The 14,817-nt window shown below is 75.0% G+C and carries 13 protein-coding genes; all 13 read right to left on the reverse strand.

All coding sequences use genetic code 11. The features are described from left to right. Positions 1-154: 154 nt before the first annotated feature. Entirely contained in the window at positions 155-1,864 is a 1,710-nt protein-coding gene (locus FHS13_RS15715) for a CoA transferase (RefSeq protein ID WP_343065049.1), read from the reverse strand. Beyond that, positions 1,861-3,480 carry an AMP-binding protein gene (locus FHS13_RS15720; RefSeq protein WP_184292664.1) on the reverse strand — a complete coding sequence of 540 codons (1,620 nt, stop codon included), beginning with the start codon at positions 3,478-3,480 and terminating at the stop codon, positions 1,861-1,863. Before FHS13_RS15720 ends, FHS13_RS15715 begins: the two co-directional genes overlap by 4 nt. Next, entirely contained in the window at positions 3,477-4,835 is a 1,359-nt protein-coding gene (locus FHS13_RS15725) for a protoporphyrinogen/coproporphyrinogen oxidase (RefSeq protein ID WP_184292665.1), read from the reverse strand. The genes FHS13_RS15720 and FHS13_RS15725 overlap by 4 nt, the downstream gene beginning before the upstream one ends. Then, positions 4,832-5,881 (reverse strand): UbiA family prenyltransferase, encoded by a 1,050-nt coding sequence (locus FHS13_RS15730; protein WP_184292666.1) that lies wholly within the window; start codon positions 5,879-5,881, stop codon positions 4,832-4,834. The genes FHS13_RS15725 and FHS13_RS15730 overlap by 4 nt, the downstream gene beginning before the upstream one ends. Next, positions 5,878-7,020, reverse strand: coding sequence for a DegT/DnrJ/EryC1/StrS family aminotransferase (locus FHS13_RS15735; RefSeq protein WP_184292667.1), 1,143 nt, complete (start codon positions 7,018-7,020; stop codon positions 5,878-5,880). Before FHS13_RS15735 ends, FHS13_RS15730 begins: the two co-directional genes overlap by 4 nt. Continuing rightward, entirely contained in the window at positions 7,017-8,222 is a 1,206-nt protein-coding gene (locus FHS13_RS15740; protein WP_184292668.1) for an aminotransferase class I/II-fold pyridoxal phosphate-dependent enzyme, read from the reverse strand. The genes FHS13_RS15735 and FHS13_RS15740 overlap by 4 nt, the downstream gene beginning before the upstream one ends. 86 nt (positions 8,223-8,308) lie before the next feature. Then, complete coding sequence (locus FHS13_RS15745) at positions 8,309-8,836, reverse strand: EF-hand domain-containing protein (protein ID WP_184292669.1); 528 nt, start codon at positions 8,834-8,836, stop codon at positions 8,309-8,311. Positions 8,837-9,003: 167 nt separating this feature from the next. Continuing rightward, a complete protein-coding gene (locus FHS13_RS15750; protein WP_184292670.1) occupies positions 9,004-9,483 on the reverse strand; it encodes a DUF6917 domain-containing protein in 480 nt (159 codons plus the stop codon). Continuing rightward, on the reverse strand, positions 9,480-10,418 hold the full coding sequence (locus tag FHS13_RS15755; RefSeq protein WP_184292671.1) for a Gfo/Idh/MocA family oxidoreductase: 939 nt from the start codon (positions 10,416-10,418) through the stop codon (positions 9,480-9,482). The genes FHS13_RS15750 and FHS13_RS15755 overlap by 4 nt, the downstream gene beginning before the upstream one ends. After that, a complete protein-coding gene (locus FHS13_RS15760) occupies positions 10,415-11,560 on the reverse strand; it encodes an Ldh family oxidoreductase (protein WP_184292672.1) in 1,146 nt (381 codons plus the stop codon). Before FHS13_RS15760 ends, FHS13_RS15755 begins: the two co-directional genes overlap by 4 nt. Next, complete coding sequence (locus FHS13_RS15765; protein ID WP_184292673.1) at positions 11,557-12,840, reverse strand: M20/M25/M40 family metallo-hydrolase; 1,284 nt, start codon at positions 12,838-12,840, stop codon at positions 11,557-11,559. Before FHS13_RS15765 ends, FHS13_RS15760 begins: the two co-directional genes overlap by 4 nt. Further along, complete coding sequence (locus FHS13_RS15770) at positions 12,837-13,718, reverse strand: TIM barrel protein (RefSeq protein ID WP_184292674.1); 882 nt, start codon at positions 13,716-13,718, stop codon at positions 12,837-12,839. Before FHS13_RS15770 ends, FHS13_RS15765 begins: the two co-directional genes overlap by 4 nt. Then, positions 13,705-14,715: a Gfo/Idh/MocA family oxidoreductase gene (locus FHS13_RS15775; RefSeq protein ID WP_184292675.1), complete on the reverse strand. Its 1,011-nt coding sequence runs from the start codon at positions 14,713-14,715 to the stop codon at positions 13,705-13,707. Before FHS13_RS15775 ends, FHS13_RS15770 begins: the two co-directional genes overlap by 14 nt. Positions 14,716-14,817 lie beyond the last annotated feature (102 nt).

Raw genomic sequence — 14,817 nt, forward strand, 5'->3', positions numbered from 1 at the left:
TCCGAGAGGTCGTCGAGGGGTCCGTGGCGGGGGAGTCCGTGGCCGGGGAGTCCGTGGTCGGCGCGGCACGGGGCGGGACACCGGCGCCCGGGCGCGAGGAAGGCGGGCTCCGCCCTCCGCCGGAGGGGCCTTCGCGCCGGAGGACGGTGCACCGTCACGGCACCTCCCCCGCCGGGACGGCCACGGCCGGCGGTGCGTCCCGCGGGCGGTCGCCGGCAGGGGCGAAGGTCCACGGGGCCCGGAAGCAGGAGATGCCGCCGACCGTGTCGAAGGCCCCCGCGAACTCCGGTGCGGACGCCATCGCCGCCAGGTCCTGGGCCGGGGCGGGACCGCTGCGGCCCTCGGGCGCGGTGCCGCGTCCGGCGCGGCGCAGCAGCCCGGCCGCGTCCGCCAGGGCGGTGCGGACGTGCATGCCGGTGCCCGTGCGGGCGCGGGCCAGCAGCGCCGCCAGCGCACCCTCCGCGGCGAGGAGTGCACCGAGCACGTCGGTGAGGGTGAGCAGGGACGGCGCGGGCTCCTCACCGGGCCCGGCCAGCAGGTCGGCCACCCCGCCGTGCGCCTGGACCAGGTAGTCGGTGGCCGTCGCACCGGGCCCGGGTGCGTCCCCGGCCCACCCGTCCGCGTGGACATGGACCAGGCCGGGGGCGCATTCGGCGAGGTCCTTCGGTCCCAGCCCGAAGCGCCGGGCGCGCCCGGGCGGCCAGTTGTAGAGCAACACGTGGGCGGTGGCGGCCAGCTCTTGTGCGGTGCGGCGCCCCGCGGCGGTCCCGAGGTCGGCCTCGACCGCGTCCTTGCCCCGGTTCAGGGCCAGGAAGCGGGCGGAGCACTCCCCCACCATCGGCGGCACCCCGCGCATCGGGTCGCCGCCGGGGGGTTCGATCCGCACCACCTCGGCGCCCAGCATGGCCAGCAGCAGGCCCGCCAGCGGGCCCTGGATCCGGCTGGTCGCCTCGACCACCCGCAGTCCGGACAGGGGCGCGGCCGCGCGGGGGGCGGGCAGCGGGTTCCCCCTGGCCCCGGTCGGGCGCAGCCGCCATCTCCAGGCGGAGGCGGAGGCCTCCGCGTCCGCCGCGGTACGCAGCAGGGCGATACTCACCCCGGCGCGGTGTGCGGCCGCGCGCACACCGGAGAGGTCCGCGGCGGCGGCAGCGGCGGCCAGCTCCGGCGGCAGCGGGCACACGGCGGTGGCGAAACGGCTCTGGAAGTGCGGCCAGCCGGCGGCGATGGCCGAGGGGGCGGCCCCCAGGTCGGTCCAGAAGGCCAGCCAGGCCTCCGCGTCCAGGGTCTCGATCTCGAAGCGCGTCCCGTCCGAGGCCCGGAAGGGCGGAGCGGCGCCGGGCTCCCCCCGCCGGGGCGGGTCCTGGCCCGGGGCGGTGGCCGCCGCGACGTGGGGGCCCGCCGCGAGCAGGGCGGCCTGGGCGGCCGAGACGGTCGCGTCCAGGGCGGGTCCGCCGCGGGCCAGGGCCAGCACGGACGCCGTCACGGCCTGCGCGGCGAGCACGCCCGCGCACACCGACGCGTAGTCCACACCCAGGAACCGGGGCCCGCCGCGGGACCGGCCGTGCAGGTGGGCGAGGCCGCAGGCGGCCTGCACGTCGTGCTCGCCCGCCATGGGCACCCCCACGGGACCGGCCCAGTCGAGGGCGCAGCCGGGCAGGGGTGTGCGGCGGAATCCGCCCGGGACCCGGACCAGGTCGATCTGCCCGGCCGGGGCACCGGGGGGTGCGGTGCCGGGGCGCCGGGAGACGGAGCATCCCAGCGCCCGCAGCCGGGTCTCCGCGATGTGCAGCGCGACCGAGTCGCCGACCGTGTGCGCGACCGCCCCGGCCAGCGGCAGGAGCGTCCGCGCGGGCCGTTCCGTCACGTCCACCTTCCCGTCCCGCAGCTGTCGGGGCGCAGGCCCAGGCGGTCGCGCAGCACGGCGCGCCGGACCTTGCCGGTGGCCGTGCACGGCACGCCGTCCCAGGTCGTCACCACGGGTTCGGCCAGCGGGGGCAGGTCGGCGACGGCCTTGCGCCAGGCATCGGCGTCGAGATGTCCGTCCGCGGTGACCACGACCGGCACCGGAGGGCCTCCGGGAACGCTCAGGACGACGCACTCCAGCACTTGGGGAAGGCGGTCGTCCACGACGTCCTCCACCTCCAGGCAGCTTCCCTCGGGGAGGCTGTCCACCTCCCTGTCCACCAGGCGCACCGCACCGGTGCGGGAGATCGTCCCGAGGTCGCCGGTGTTCCACCAGTCGCCCACCAGCTTGGACCGCCACCGCTCCTCCTCCCCGACATAGCCCAGGCACAGGGCGTCGGTGCGGCAGAACAGCAGGCCGGGCGTGCCGGGCGGGACCGGGCGCAGGGTCCGCGGGTCGACCGCGCGCAGGCGGGTGCGGGTGGGCACGGGGCGGCCCAGGTCGCGGGTGGTCGGGTGGCGTTCCCCGCTCCGGGCCAGGGCCCGCCGGGTGAGGAAGCGGAAGGTCAGCGGCCCGGTCTCGCTCTGCCCCCAGCCCTGCATCCACACCGGCGCCCTGCGGCCGGTGGCGTCGAGGAAGGTGCGCGCGGTCGTGGGGTGCAGGGCGTCGAAGGTGCTGATGTAGAGCCGGACCCGGCCGAAGGGGTGCCCGCGCTCCTGGGCCCTCGGGCGCCAGCGCACGTAGGTGGAGGGCTGGGCCTCCAGGGTGGTGGGGCGGTACCGGTGCAGCATCGGGCCGGCCTCGTCCCAGTCGGGGCCGGTGATCACCGACAGCGCGGCCGGGGACAGCCACAGCACCCCGGCGCTCCAGGCGAGTGCGCGGCCGTGCGCGAAGGAGAACGCACCGGTCACCGTGTCGCTCGGGCGGCTGCCCAGCACGGGCCAGCGGTGCGACTCGAACCCCGCCAGGCGGCGCATGAGCGTGCGGGTGGAGTGCACGACCAGCTTGGGCACCCCGGTGGTGCCGGAGGTGTGCATGATCGCCAGCGGTGCGTCCAGGTGCGGGCGGCGGGGCGGCGGGGCGGCGGAGCCGCGCACGTCGTCCAGGCCGAGGAGGTCCGGCCCGTACACCCCGGGCGGGGAGTCGAGGACCAGGGTGCGTGCGGCGTGCGCGGACGGGCCGGCCCCCGATTCCCGGGCCGCCTCCAGCAGTGCCGTGTCGGTGACCAGCAGCGCCGGTTCCAGCCTCTTGAGCAGGGTCTCCAGCGCCTGCGGCTCCAGGTGCGCCGACAGTGACGCGGGCACCGCGCCCAGCCGCGCCGCGGCGCAGGACAGCAGCACGTAGTCCCAGTGGTTGCGCTTGGCGATCGCGACGCGGTCGCCGGGTCGGACCCCGGCCGCGGCGAACCATCCCGCGGCCTCGGTGACCAGTTCGGCCGCACCGGGCACGTCGAGTTCCACGCCCCGGGAGGGGTCGATGTCCAGGGGCCTGCTCAGGTGCAGGGCGGTACCGCTGCCGCGCGAGGCCAGGTCGTCGAAGAGGGTCCCGAGGTGGATGGGTTTGGTGAACGGCATCATCGTTCCTCACTGGAGATCGGGGCGCGGTCGGCCGCCGGGGCGAGGAAGGCCAGCACCCGTTCGGCGGCCCTCGCCGCGGAGGAGACGGCGCCTTCGCTGCACGGGCGCAGCGCGAGCCAGTCCCCGGCGTAGTCCACGGCCGAGGGCCCGCGGGCGGCGAAGGCGGCGCGCAGCCGCAGGGCCCGCGGTGTGGCGGCGGGCAGACCGTGGCGGAAGCGGTGCACGAGGGAGGCCTCGACTCGGTCGGACACCCCCGGGAGGAGGTGCTCCGCCCGCAGGGTGAGCCGGTACACCGCCTCCTCGTCGGAGGCGTCGAGGAGTTCGGCCGCGCCCCGGGGCGAGGCGATCAGGGAGATCAGGCCCCGCCCCTGCGGGGCGCGACCGGGGTGCTTGTTGTGGTCGACGGTGACCACGTTGAGCAGCGGGTCCTCCGCGGCGGGCACCAGGACGGCGAAGCCCCCGCACGCGCCGACCGGTTCCAGGGGGCGGTCCAGCACGAGGGAGACGCGGAGCATGGGGGCGTACTCGCACGCCTCCAGGTAGGCGCGCTCGGTCTCGGGGGCGGAGGGGTGCAGCCGCGCCGCGACCGGTGCGGGGACCGCCAGCACGGCCGCCCTCGCGGAGATCGCGCCGGCCGGGGAGTCCAGCCGGACCCCGCCGGGGACCGCGGCCACACCCGTCACGGGATGGCCGGTGGCCACGTCGAGCCGGTCGGCCAGGGCCCGTGCGAGGGTGTCCATGCCGTCGCGGTAGGTGCACCAGTGGGCGGTGCTCCCGGCGGAGACCAGGTGGGCGGCGAAGGGGGCGGCGGCCGTCCGCTCGGGGACCCAGCCGAAGAACCCCGCGGCCAGCGGCCCCAGCAGCCGGTCGCGCAGCTCCGGGTGGCAGGAGCGCAGCAGGTCGGCGAGGGTGCTCTCGCCCAGCGGGGAGCGCTCGGGGTGTTCGGGGTCCGGCCGGGCCGCGGCCAGCCGGACCTGGAGGCGCAGCAGGTCCGCCCTGGCGCGCGGGGACAGGCCCGCGCCGGTGAGCAGGCCCAGGGGGCGGCCCGCGTGCGGCCGGGCCCGGCCGCCGCGCCACACCGACAGGGCGCCGCGGACCCGGGTCACCGCGCCCCCGTCCGCCAGTCCGAGCTCCCGGATCAGCCGCCAGGTGGCCGGATAGGCGCCGGCCGGGGGCATCATCTCCGCGCCGGTGTCGATGAGGCAGCCGTGCTCGCGCAGGGTGCGCATCCGGCCTCCCACCGCGTCGGCGGCCTCCAGGACCTGTACCGAGCGTCCCGCCCGGGCCAGGGCGTGGGCCGCGGCCAGCCCTGCGGGGCCCGCGCCGACCACGGCGACGTCGAGTTCCGAACTCATCCCCCGGCCCCCAGGAGCACCGGCGCGAGGAGGTTCGCGGCAATGAGCAGGACCACGGTGACGCGGTGGGTGTGGATGGCCATGCGGCGGGCGCGCAGGATGTCGCCGCGTACGAAGCCGATCACCAGCTGCGCCACCCGCATCGCGAAGACCGGGACGAGCACGGCGGGGAACCACCAGGGGGAGAGGCCGATCAGGGCGGAACCGCTGATGAGCAGGCTCTCGGCCGCGGTCACCGCGACGATGAAGGCGGCGTTGAGGCGGGGGGAGACCAGTGCGGCGACGGTGATCCGCCCGGCGGCGCGGTCGCCGGCGGCGTCGTTGGTGTTGGAGTACAGGCCGAACAGCATCGGCCCGAACCCGAACAGCAGTGCCTGGACCACGACGAAGCCGTCGACCTCTCCGGTGAGGAGCGCGTAGGGCACCAGGACCCAGCCCACGCCCAGTCCGATGAGGAAGACCTCCTGGAAGCCCCGGTAGCTGATCTTGAGGCCCCAGGAGTACTGGATCGACGCGACCACGCACAGGGCGGCCAGGGCGACGGCCCACGCGGGCCGGTGCGGTGCGGCCAGCACGACGAGCGTCCACAGCACCGCGCTCAGCCCGGTCGCCGCCCAGGCGAAGCGCAGCGCCTGGGGTTCGGTGAGCGTGCCGGCGACGAGGGGTTTGCGGGCCAGGCGGCGGCGGGCCGCGTCCGACCCGTAGTTGGCCGCGTCGCTGCCGTCCCGGTGGCCGGTGACGTCGTCGAGGGCGACCATCGCGGCCACCACGGCCACCTCGGCGAGCAGGACGAGCAGGAGCAGTCCCAGCGTGGAGGGCTCCCAGCGCAGAGCGGGCGCCAGCATGGCCAGGACCAGGGGCAGGCCGATGTAGTAGTCGACGATGTCGAGCTTGGCCAGACGGGCGTAGGCGGCCAGGCGGCCGCGTACGGGCACCGTGCCCGCGGAGGGGGGCGGTGTGGAGGCCGGCAGGACACAGGCCCCGGGGTCGGAGGCGGACGGAGGAGAGGCAGGTGCGGCGGGGGGCGAGACCCTCTGTTCGGTCATGGGTTCCTCCTCGCGAAGGCGTACACGGTGTCGGCGATGTGCTCCACCTGGCTGTCGCCCAGGTGCGGGTACAGCGGGAGCGAGATGTTGCGCCGCGCCGCCGACTCCGCGTTCGGCCAGCGCGCACCGGGCGGGGCGCACGGCGCGAAGGCGGGCTGCGCGGGCAGCGTCCGCGGGTAGTACACGTGGGTGTCGATCCCGTTCTCGGCCAGGTGGGCCCGGAGCTCGTCGCGCCGCTCGGCCAGGAGCGTGTAGACGTAGTGGCAGCGCCCGTCCCCGCCCGTGGGCGGCGCGACGATCCCGTCCTCGGCCAGCGGCGCGAGGCGGGCCGAGTAGTACGCGGAGATCTCGGCCCGGCGCGCCAGACGCTCCTCCAGCCCGTCCAGCCGGTGCAGCTGGAAGGTCGCCATCACCTCGTCGAAGCGGCTGTTGTGGCCGACGCGGTGGTGGACGAAGCGCCGCGTGCCGTCCTGGCCGTGGTTGCGCAGCATCCGCACCTGCCGGGCGAGCTCGGCGTCGCCGGTGACCACCATGCCGCCCTCGCCGGGCATGCCGAAGGTCTTGACCTGGACGAACGAGTAGACGCCGGCGTCGCCCCAGAGTCCTGCGGGCCGCCCGGCCAGCGTGCCTCCCTGGGCGAGGGCGGAGTCCTCGACCAGGCGCAGCGCGTAGCGGTCGGCCAGGGCCCGGAAGCGGGGCATGTCGGCCATCATCGAGAAGATGTGCGCGGGCATGAGCGCCCGCGTACGTGCTCCGACCGCGTCCTCGGCGGCGTCCGGGTCCAGGGTCAGGGTGTGCGGGTCGATGTCGGCGAAGACGGGGCGCGCACCGCAGGCGATGACGGTGGAGGCCAGTGGGGCGCATCCGAAGGCGGGCACCACCACCTCGTCGCCGGGGCCGATCCCCATCGCCGACAGGACGAGGGTGAGCGCCGAGGTCCCGCTGGAGCAAGCGACGGCGTCGGCCGCGCCGAGCCGGTCGCGCAGGGCGCGCTCCAGCTGGGCGGTGCGCTCGCCCAGGATGAACTTCTGCGCCGCCCCGGTCCCGATCTCGTGGACGGCCTCCAGCAGGGCGCCGCGGTCTGCCCCGAACAGGTCCGGGGCGAAGAACGGGACGGTGTGTCCGGCCGCCGTGCTCATGCGCGCCTCCTGACGCAGAAGTCCTCGATCTCGTCGCAGACCCGGTCGACCTGCGCGTCGGTCAGGTCGGGGTGGAGCGGGAGGGCGACCGCTGCCTCGCAGGCGCGTTCGGCGCGCGGGAAGGCTCCCCGCGCGTACCCCAGGTGCGCGAAGCACGGCTGGAGGTGCAGCGGGAGCGGGTAGTAGACCTCGGTCCCGATCCCGGCCCCGGCCAGGTGGGCGACCAGGGCGTCGCGTTCCTCGACCTCGACCAGGTGGACGTAGACGACCCGGTTGCCGCCGGGGTGCACGGGGGCTCCGGAGGGGACGGCCCGCACACCGGGCAGGTCCCGCAGGCGGGAGTCGTAGCGGGCCGACAGCTGTGCCCGGCGGGCGATGGCGTCCTCCAGGCGGGAGAGCTTGGCCAGCAGCACGGCTGCCTGGATGTCGTCCATCTTGCTGTTGCATCCGGGCAGGACCGTGGGGTTGGCGATGCCGGGGAAGTCGTCGAGGGTCTGCCCGGAGCGGCCGTGGTGGCGCAGCGCGCGCGCCGTCTCGGCGACGGCGTCGTCGTCGGTCAGCAGGGCGCCCGCGTCGCCGATCGCGCCGAGCGTCTTGGCGGGGAAGAACGACAGCACTCCCCCGGTTCCGAGCAGACCGGCGTGCACTCCGCGCAGCCGCATGCCGATCGCCTCGGCGCTGTCCTCCAGCACCGTCAGGCCGCGGCGCCGGGCGACCTCGTGCACGCCGTCCATGTCGGCCAGGCGGTCGAAGAGGTGCACGGGCATGACCATGCGGGTCCGGGGCGTGACGGCCGCGTCCACCGAGGCCGGGTCGATGCCGTACCCCTGCTCCTCGATGTCGGCGAAGACGGGAACGCCGCCGGCGAGCACCACCGCGCCGGCGGTGGCGATGAAGCTGTAGGCGGGAACGACCACCTCGTCCCCGGGCCGCAGTCCGGCGGCCCGCAGCAGCAGAACCAGCGCGTCGGTTCCGGAATTGACGCCGACGACGTGCCCGGCTCCGGTCCAGCGAGCCAATTCGCGTTCGAACTCGGCGACCATGGAACCGTGGGAGAACTTCCCCCTGTCCATGACCCGCAGGCAGTTCTCACGAATGTCGGGCCACAGTTCTCGAAATGTCTTCGACTGTTCGAAGAAAGGGAGGGGGGAGTGCGTTCTTCCGACGGGGGGGTCTTCGGGGAGAGAAAGTGTTTTCTTCACGTTCCTGTATTTCTGCGGCGCAGGGGGCCGGTTCCGGCCGCGGCGGGCCGCCGCGACCGGAACCGGAACGGGGGGCGGAAACGGGCTCAGGCGCCGAGCAGGGGGATGTCGTTCCTGCCGAGGTGGTAGTCGCGGACCGCCGCGACCAGCTCACTGGTGGAGAGCCGGCCGCTGCCGTCGGTGTCCAGCGCACTGAAGGCCTGTGCGGCGCTGTCGGCGTCGACACCGACGGCCTCGAACCACTTCCCCATCTCCGTGGCGTCGACCTCGCCGTCCCCGTCGGTGTCGAGCACGGTGACGATCGCCTGGATGGTCGGCTGCACGAACTCGGCGAAGCCGACGTCGCCCCGGCCGATGATCTCCCTCTCGGCGACCTCGAGGAACTTCTCCCTGCTGATCTCCTGGGTGCCGGCCGCCTGGGCCAACAGGTCGAACATGCCCAGGTAGGCGTCCTTCAGGGCGGCGCTGTCGGCGCTGCCCGCGGCTCCGAGGCGATCGATGATCCCGTTCGCCTCCTTCTCGAAGTCCGAGCGCTCGATCACGCCGTTGCCGTTGGAGTCCCAGAAGCTGAATCGCTTCTCCAGGCGGTTGGCGGGCTTGGTCGCAGTCGTCATCTACTTTTCCTCTCGGTCAACAAAAAACACGCTGACAACACTTCTCATCTACGCGAAAAACAATTGTCCGACCCGACCGGGCCAAACTTTTTTCCGCGCCCTCATGGTACCTCTTTAGCACTCCACCGAAAGGTTTTCCCGAGAATTTCTTCGGCATTTTTGATCCCTTAATTGGGACATTTATGGGCGAATGCTTGGTTCTTCGGAGGCCGCTCCTCCCGAGGCTGTCCCACCGCTTCCCGCCCCCCTTGCCGGAACACCAGCGGCTCCTCCGGGGCCAGCCCGAGGTCCCGCCCCGTCGGCACCGGATCGGCGTGCACCAGCACGTTGTAGTGGTTGGGCAGGTGGCATCCGTCGAACCCGAGCACCACCCCCACCCTGCGGGAGCCGATCCACACCTCGTCGCCGCGGTCCACCACCCCCGCGGAGGTGATCTCGGCGAACCCGAGGAACCCCACCCGGTCGATGCGGGTCCCCGTCTCGGTCCCGGTGTGGTCGGTGGCGACCAGCTCGTGCACCTCCCCCGCGCGGACACACCGGCTGGCATGGGGTTCGAGCCGCATGCCGCGCTCGTCCCTGCGGTGCACCAGGACCTTCACCAGCACCGCCGTGACATCGCGCTTGGGCCCGTCCTCGTGCGGGTTCATCCCACGCCCTCCCTCGCCTGCTCCCCGCCGACGGCCGCCCGCCGGTAGGTGTCCCCGACCAGCCGCAGCGCGGACGGCCCGCCCGCGTCGTCGACCCGGCCGCCGCGCACCCGCCGGCCGAACTCGGTCAGCACACCCTCGTACTCGTGCCACAGGGACTCCTTGAACCCCGGCCGGCCCGCCAGCATGTCCGCCGTCAGGACCGCACCGTCGGCCGTGCGCACCTCGACCTCCTTGCACTCACCGGGATGGGACCAGTCGAGCAGCACCCGCACCCGGGCCCCGCCGGCGCGCAGTTCGACGTCGGCCCGCCGATCGGTGCCCGCGGCGTCCCGATCCACGCGGGCCGCCACCACCTCGGCAGGCCCCAGCAGGAACTCGACCAGGTCGAAGGCGTTGGGCCCGTTGTCGGCGACGCATCCCCCGCCGCACCGGCCCGGGTCCAGGTACCAGGTGTCCGTGCCGGCGTGCTCCTCGATCCGCTCCAGGTAGCGCACGGTCATCTCCTCCACCCGCCGGCCCGCCAGCTCCCCGCGCAGCCGCGCGACCTCGGAGTTGTAGCGGCGGTGGAAGGCCGTGAAGAGCACCGCGTCCCTGTCGCGGGCCAGGACCCGAAGCGGTTCCCCCTGGGCGAGGTCCAGGGCGAGCGGCTTCTCCACGCACACGGCCACGCCCCGGTCGAGCGCGTCCGCGCAGATCCGGGCGTGGGTGTCGTTGGGCGCCGTGACCGCCAGCGCGTCCAGGCCCGCTTCGTCGAGCATCCGCACGTGGTCGGTATAGCCCGGCGCGCCGGAGCGGTCCGCGGCGAGAACCCCGGGATCGCGGTCGCAGACCGCGGCCAGGCTCATCCCCGGAACCGTCCGCAGCGCGGCGATGTAGAAGCGGGAGATCACACCGAGCCCGACCAGGCCCACCCGCAGCGGCCCGCCCGTCACAGCCCCTCCCCCGCCCCGTGCTCCACCGGGGCCGGGAACCGCAGGCCGCTCCACGCGGCCAGATCCGCCAGCTCGGCGTACAGCGACGCCTCCAGGGGGACCCCCTCGCGCCTGCGCTCCTGCGCCCGGTGGTACTCGTGCCATCCGGGATAGCGCACCGGCTCGGCCGGATCGGTGGGCGGGCAGTCCAGCAGCGCGCCGAACATCTGCTCCGCGTCGGAGTCGAAACTCTCCCTCAGGGCGTCGGGGGCGAGGGCGGCGACGAGGAAGCCGATGTCGTCGTCCCGCCCGCTCGGCCCACCACCCGCGGCGAGGGCCTCGGGGTGGGGACCGGTCCCCGCTCCGGGCAGCAGCGCCGCCAGCACCTCGACCGCGAGCCCCAGACCGAAGCCCTTGTAGCGGCCGTCCTCCCCGCCCAGCCACATCAGGTGCGCCCGTCCGGCGTCGAAGGCACCGGGGTCGGTGACCGGTGCCCCGCCGTCGTCGCACAGGAGCCCCTCCGGCAGGGTCCTGCCCTCGCGGGCCGCCTGGCGGATCCGGCCGGTGGGTGCGGCCGTGGTGCTCATGTCGAGCAGGAACGGCGGATGCTCCCCGGCCGGGGCCGCGACACTGAGCGGATTGGTGCCCAGCATCGCCACCGCCCCGCCGGGCGGGCGGGCGATGCGCTGGCGCCCGCAGTTGGCGGCCACCAGGCCCACCATGCCGTGCTCGACCGCGCGCAGCGCGTGGTATCCGGCGCAGCCCAGGTGGGTGGCCCCGCGCACGGACACCAGGCCGATGCCGTGGCGCCCCGCGCGTTCGGCCGCCAGTTCCACGGCCTCGCTCGCCGACCACAGCCCCAGCGCGCCGCGCGCGTCGAGGAGCACCGCCGCCCCCAGGTCGGTGACGGTCCGGTGCTCGGCCGAGGGGTCGGCCCTGCCCTCGTCGAGCAGCGGCAGGTAGAGCCGGGTGAGGTTGGCCAGACCGTGGGAGCGGGGCCCGGTGAGGTCGCCGTGGCACAGTGCGTGCGCGGCCCGGTCCGCCCTGGCCGGAGGAAGGCCGCGGTCGGCGAACACCTGCGCGGTGAAGGCGATCAGGTCGTCGTGGTCCACCCGCACGGTCCTGTGTTCCGGCAGGGCCTGCGGCAGGGAGGCGGTGCTCACGCTCCTGTGTTCCTCTCTTCGGCGAATGCGGTCACGATGCGGGCCACCGCGTCGGCGAACCCGTCGAGTTCGGCGACGCGGACGAACTCTCCCTCGGCGTGCGCGTTGTTGGCGGCCAGGTCACCCGGCCCCAGGACCACGGTGCAGGCCCCGGGGACACCGGACATCCAGATGGCGTCGCAGGTGAAGGACGGCTCCTCCTGCGGCCAGGGCTCGATCCCGGCCCGGCGCAGCAGGGCGTGCCCCCAGGGGTCGCGGTCGTCCAGTACCGGCAGGCCGCGTTTGCGCCACTCCAGTCGGGTGAGGGCGCGGGCGTCGGCGGCCGTGCGGCCGAGCAGCGCGGTGCCGGCGAAGTCCTTGGCGAACACGTCGAGGCCCTCGTCGAGCGCCTCGGCCAGCGCCCGTTCCAGGAGGCGCCCCGCGGCGGGGTCGGCGTAGGACAGGTTGAGCAGCAGGGAGCCGCTTCCGTAGACCTTGTTGTGCAGGGTGCCGGTGTGCAGCCCGGCCACGCACACGGCGCCCGCCGCCGCGTGCCGCTCCAGGGCCCGTCCCAGGTGCTGGGCCAGGAAGCCCAGCAGCACGGAGGCGTTGTGCCCGGTGTGGGGGCGGTCGTCCACCGCGTCCTGCCCCCGGACCGACACGCGCGCGGTCATCGCCGCCGTGCTGCGGGGGAGGAAGCGCATCCGGGTGGGCTCGCAGAAGACGTTGAGCCGGCCGGTGTGGCCGCGTTCGACCAGGGGCCGGGTGCCCAGGGTCCCCAGGGCACCGCCCTCCTCCCCGGACACGGCCTGGACGAGCACGGCGACGTCACGCCCCACCGCCGGATTCCGGCGGCGGGCCTCGCGAAGCCCGGCCAGCAGTGCCACCGCGGGTCCCTTGGCGTCGACGGCGCCGCGTCCGCGGAAGACCTCCCCGTCGAAACCGACCGGCAGCTCTCCGGCGACCGTGTCCAGGTGGACGTTGAACATCACGGTGCGCCCGGCGGGCAGGTCGGGTCCCAGGCGCGCCACCAGGCTGGGCTGGCAGTCGAGGAAAGCGGGGTCGGACGCGGCCTCGCGCACCGGGGCCGGGACGTCGGGGCGGTCGAGGTCGGCGGGCCCGGCGGGGGCGTGGTGCACCGTGCGGAAGCCGATGCCGGCCAGCGCCCGGGCATAGAGGAGCTGGGCCTCGTGCAGGCGCGGTCGGGGCCCGGCCGGTCTGGTCTCCAGGGGGCCCGCGGTGGGCAGGGCGAGCAGCCGCAGCAGCAGTTCGCGGTCCTCGGGGGCGAGAGCGGCGCTCATCCGACCGCCTCCCCGTGCCAGGCACGGGCCGCGAGCCGCTCCAGCGCGCGTCCGGCGCGGACGAAGTCGCCGTGATCGCCCCGGCCCGGGTCGGTGCCCGAGGCCCGCAGGTGGGGGCGCATGTGCAGGTGGGGTTCGAGGGAGAGCGCTCCGGTGTAGCCGTGCGCGGCCAGCGTCTCCAGGCACTCGGCCACTCCGGACTCCCCCGCGCCAGGCGGCACGTAGTCGGCATCGCCGCCGGACCCGGCCACGGCGTCCTTGACGTGGACGTGCACCACGTGTTCGACGAGGGCGTGCAGCATGTCCGGGGCGCAGTACCCGTGGGCGATCCCGTTGCCGGTGTCGAAGAGCAGCCGCAGGGCGGGGCTGTCGACCGCGTCGAGCAGGTCCAGGGCCCGCTCCGCGCTCTCGCCCGCCCATCCCGCGCAGTTCTCGTGTGCCAGCACCAGCCCGGTGTCCTCGGCGCGGCGGGCCAGTTCGCGCAGGCGCAGGCGGACCCGGCGGCCCCACTCGGCGTCGTCCAGCCCGCCCGAGGGGTAGGACATGATCCGGACCAGCCGGGCGCCCAGGAGGGCGCACCGGCGCACGAGCACCTCCCACTCGGCCAGGTCGGGGGCGAAGTCCCCGGTGGCGGGCCGGGACCAGTTCCCGATACGGGAGTCGACCGCGACCACCCGCACACCGGCGTCGCCGATCTCCTGCGCGGCGCGGGCGAAGGCGCGCTCGTCCATCGCCGCGACCGGAACCCCGTCGACGGAGCGCAGTTCCAGCAGGTCCCAGCCGAGCTCGGCCAGGGCTGCCAGCTGTCCGGCGAGGTCGGGCGCGGCCTCGTCCCCGATGCCGGCGAACACCGGACGGGTGCGTTCAGGCGACGACACTGTCCACCTCCCGCTTCCGGGACCCGGCGGCGCACAGGTTCTTGGCCTCCGCGAGCAGCCGGGCCGCCTCCACCTGGACGGGGAGCGTCCCCGGCCCGGGGAAGGAACCGGCGTAGCGGCTGTAGGCGGCGCGGAGGAAGGCGGGGAGCGCGTCGTCGGTGAAGACCGAGCGGGTGGGGCCTCTGCCGGGCGTCCGGACCGACAGCTGGGCGGTGTGGTCGGCCGCGCTGCACGGGTAGTGGCCGGTGAGGACCGCCCTGTCGAACTCCAGCACGATCCGGCGCTCGCGGACGGGGGAGGTCAGGTCCGACTCGACGCTGCTGAGCACCCCGCGGTGGTGGACCAGGCCGAGCCGGGCCCGGCCCATCCGGGGCAGTGTGGTGCGGTCGGTGGCCATGTCGTCGAGGGAAGCCGAGGTGACGTCGGCTCCTCCGGCCAGGTCGACCAGCACGGCCAGCGCGTGCGGCACCTCCACGTCGAAGGCGGTGGGGTGGCCCGGTTCCTCCGCGGTGCGGGTGAAGCGGGGCTTGTTCTGCCGCACCGCCACGGTGCGCAGCTCACCGAAGGCACCGCTTCGCACCGCGGCGCGCAACCGCCGGGTGAGCGCGCTGTCCAGCCACTGCGTGGTGACGGTGATGTCCAGCCCCCAGCGCCGCCGCAGCCGGGCGAGGGCGGCCAGCTCCACCAGGTCCGGGGCCAGCGGCTTCTCCACGACGACCATGCGGTAGCCGAGCCGCGCCAGGTGCTCCAGCGGTTCCGATCTCAGGTGCGGAGGCGTGCACAGGTGGACCACGGTGCGCTGCGGCGGCGCGGAGCGCGCCGCCTCCTCCAGGGAGTCGGTCATGAGCACTCCGTCGACCTCGCCCCGGAAGGGGTCGAACCCCACGACGGGCCCCGGGGCGAAGAGGGCGGGTGCCTGGGCCCGCGCCTTGGCGAGCGAGGGCAGGTGCAGTCCTTCTCCCGATCTGCCCAGGCCGACGACGAGGGTGTGCAGCATGCGGTCAGGTGCCTTTCCGTTCGTCCTGTTCACGGTGCGCGTCAGGTCCCGGAGAACCCGGGGGTCCCTCCCGTGCCCCGGGGGAGACGTGCCGGGGCACTG

The sequence above is a fragment of the Nocardiopsis algeriensis genome (assembly GCF_014203695.1).
GTDB classification, from domain to species: Bacteria; Actinomycetota; Actinomycetes; order Streptosporangiales; family Streptosporangiaceae; genus Nocardiopsis; species Nocardiopsis algeriensis.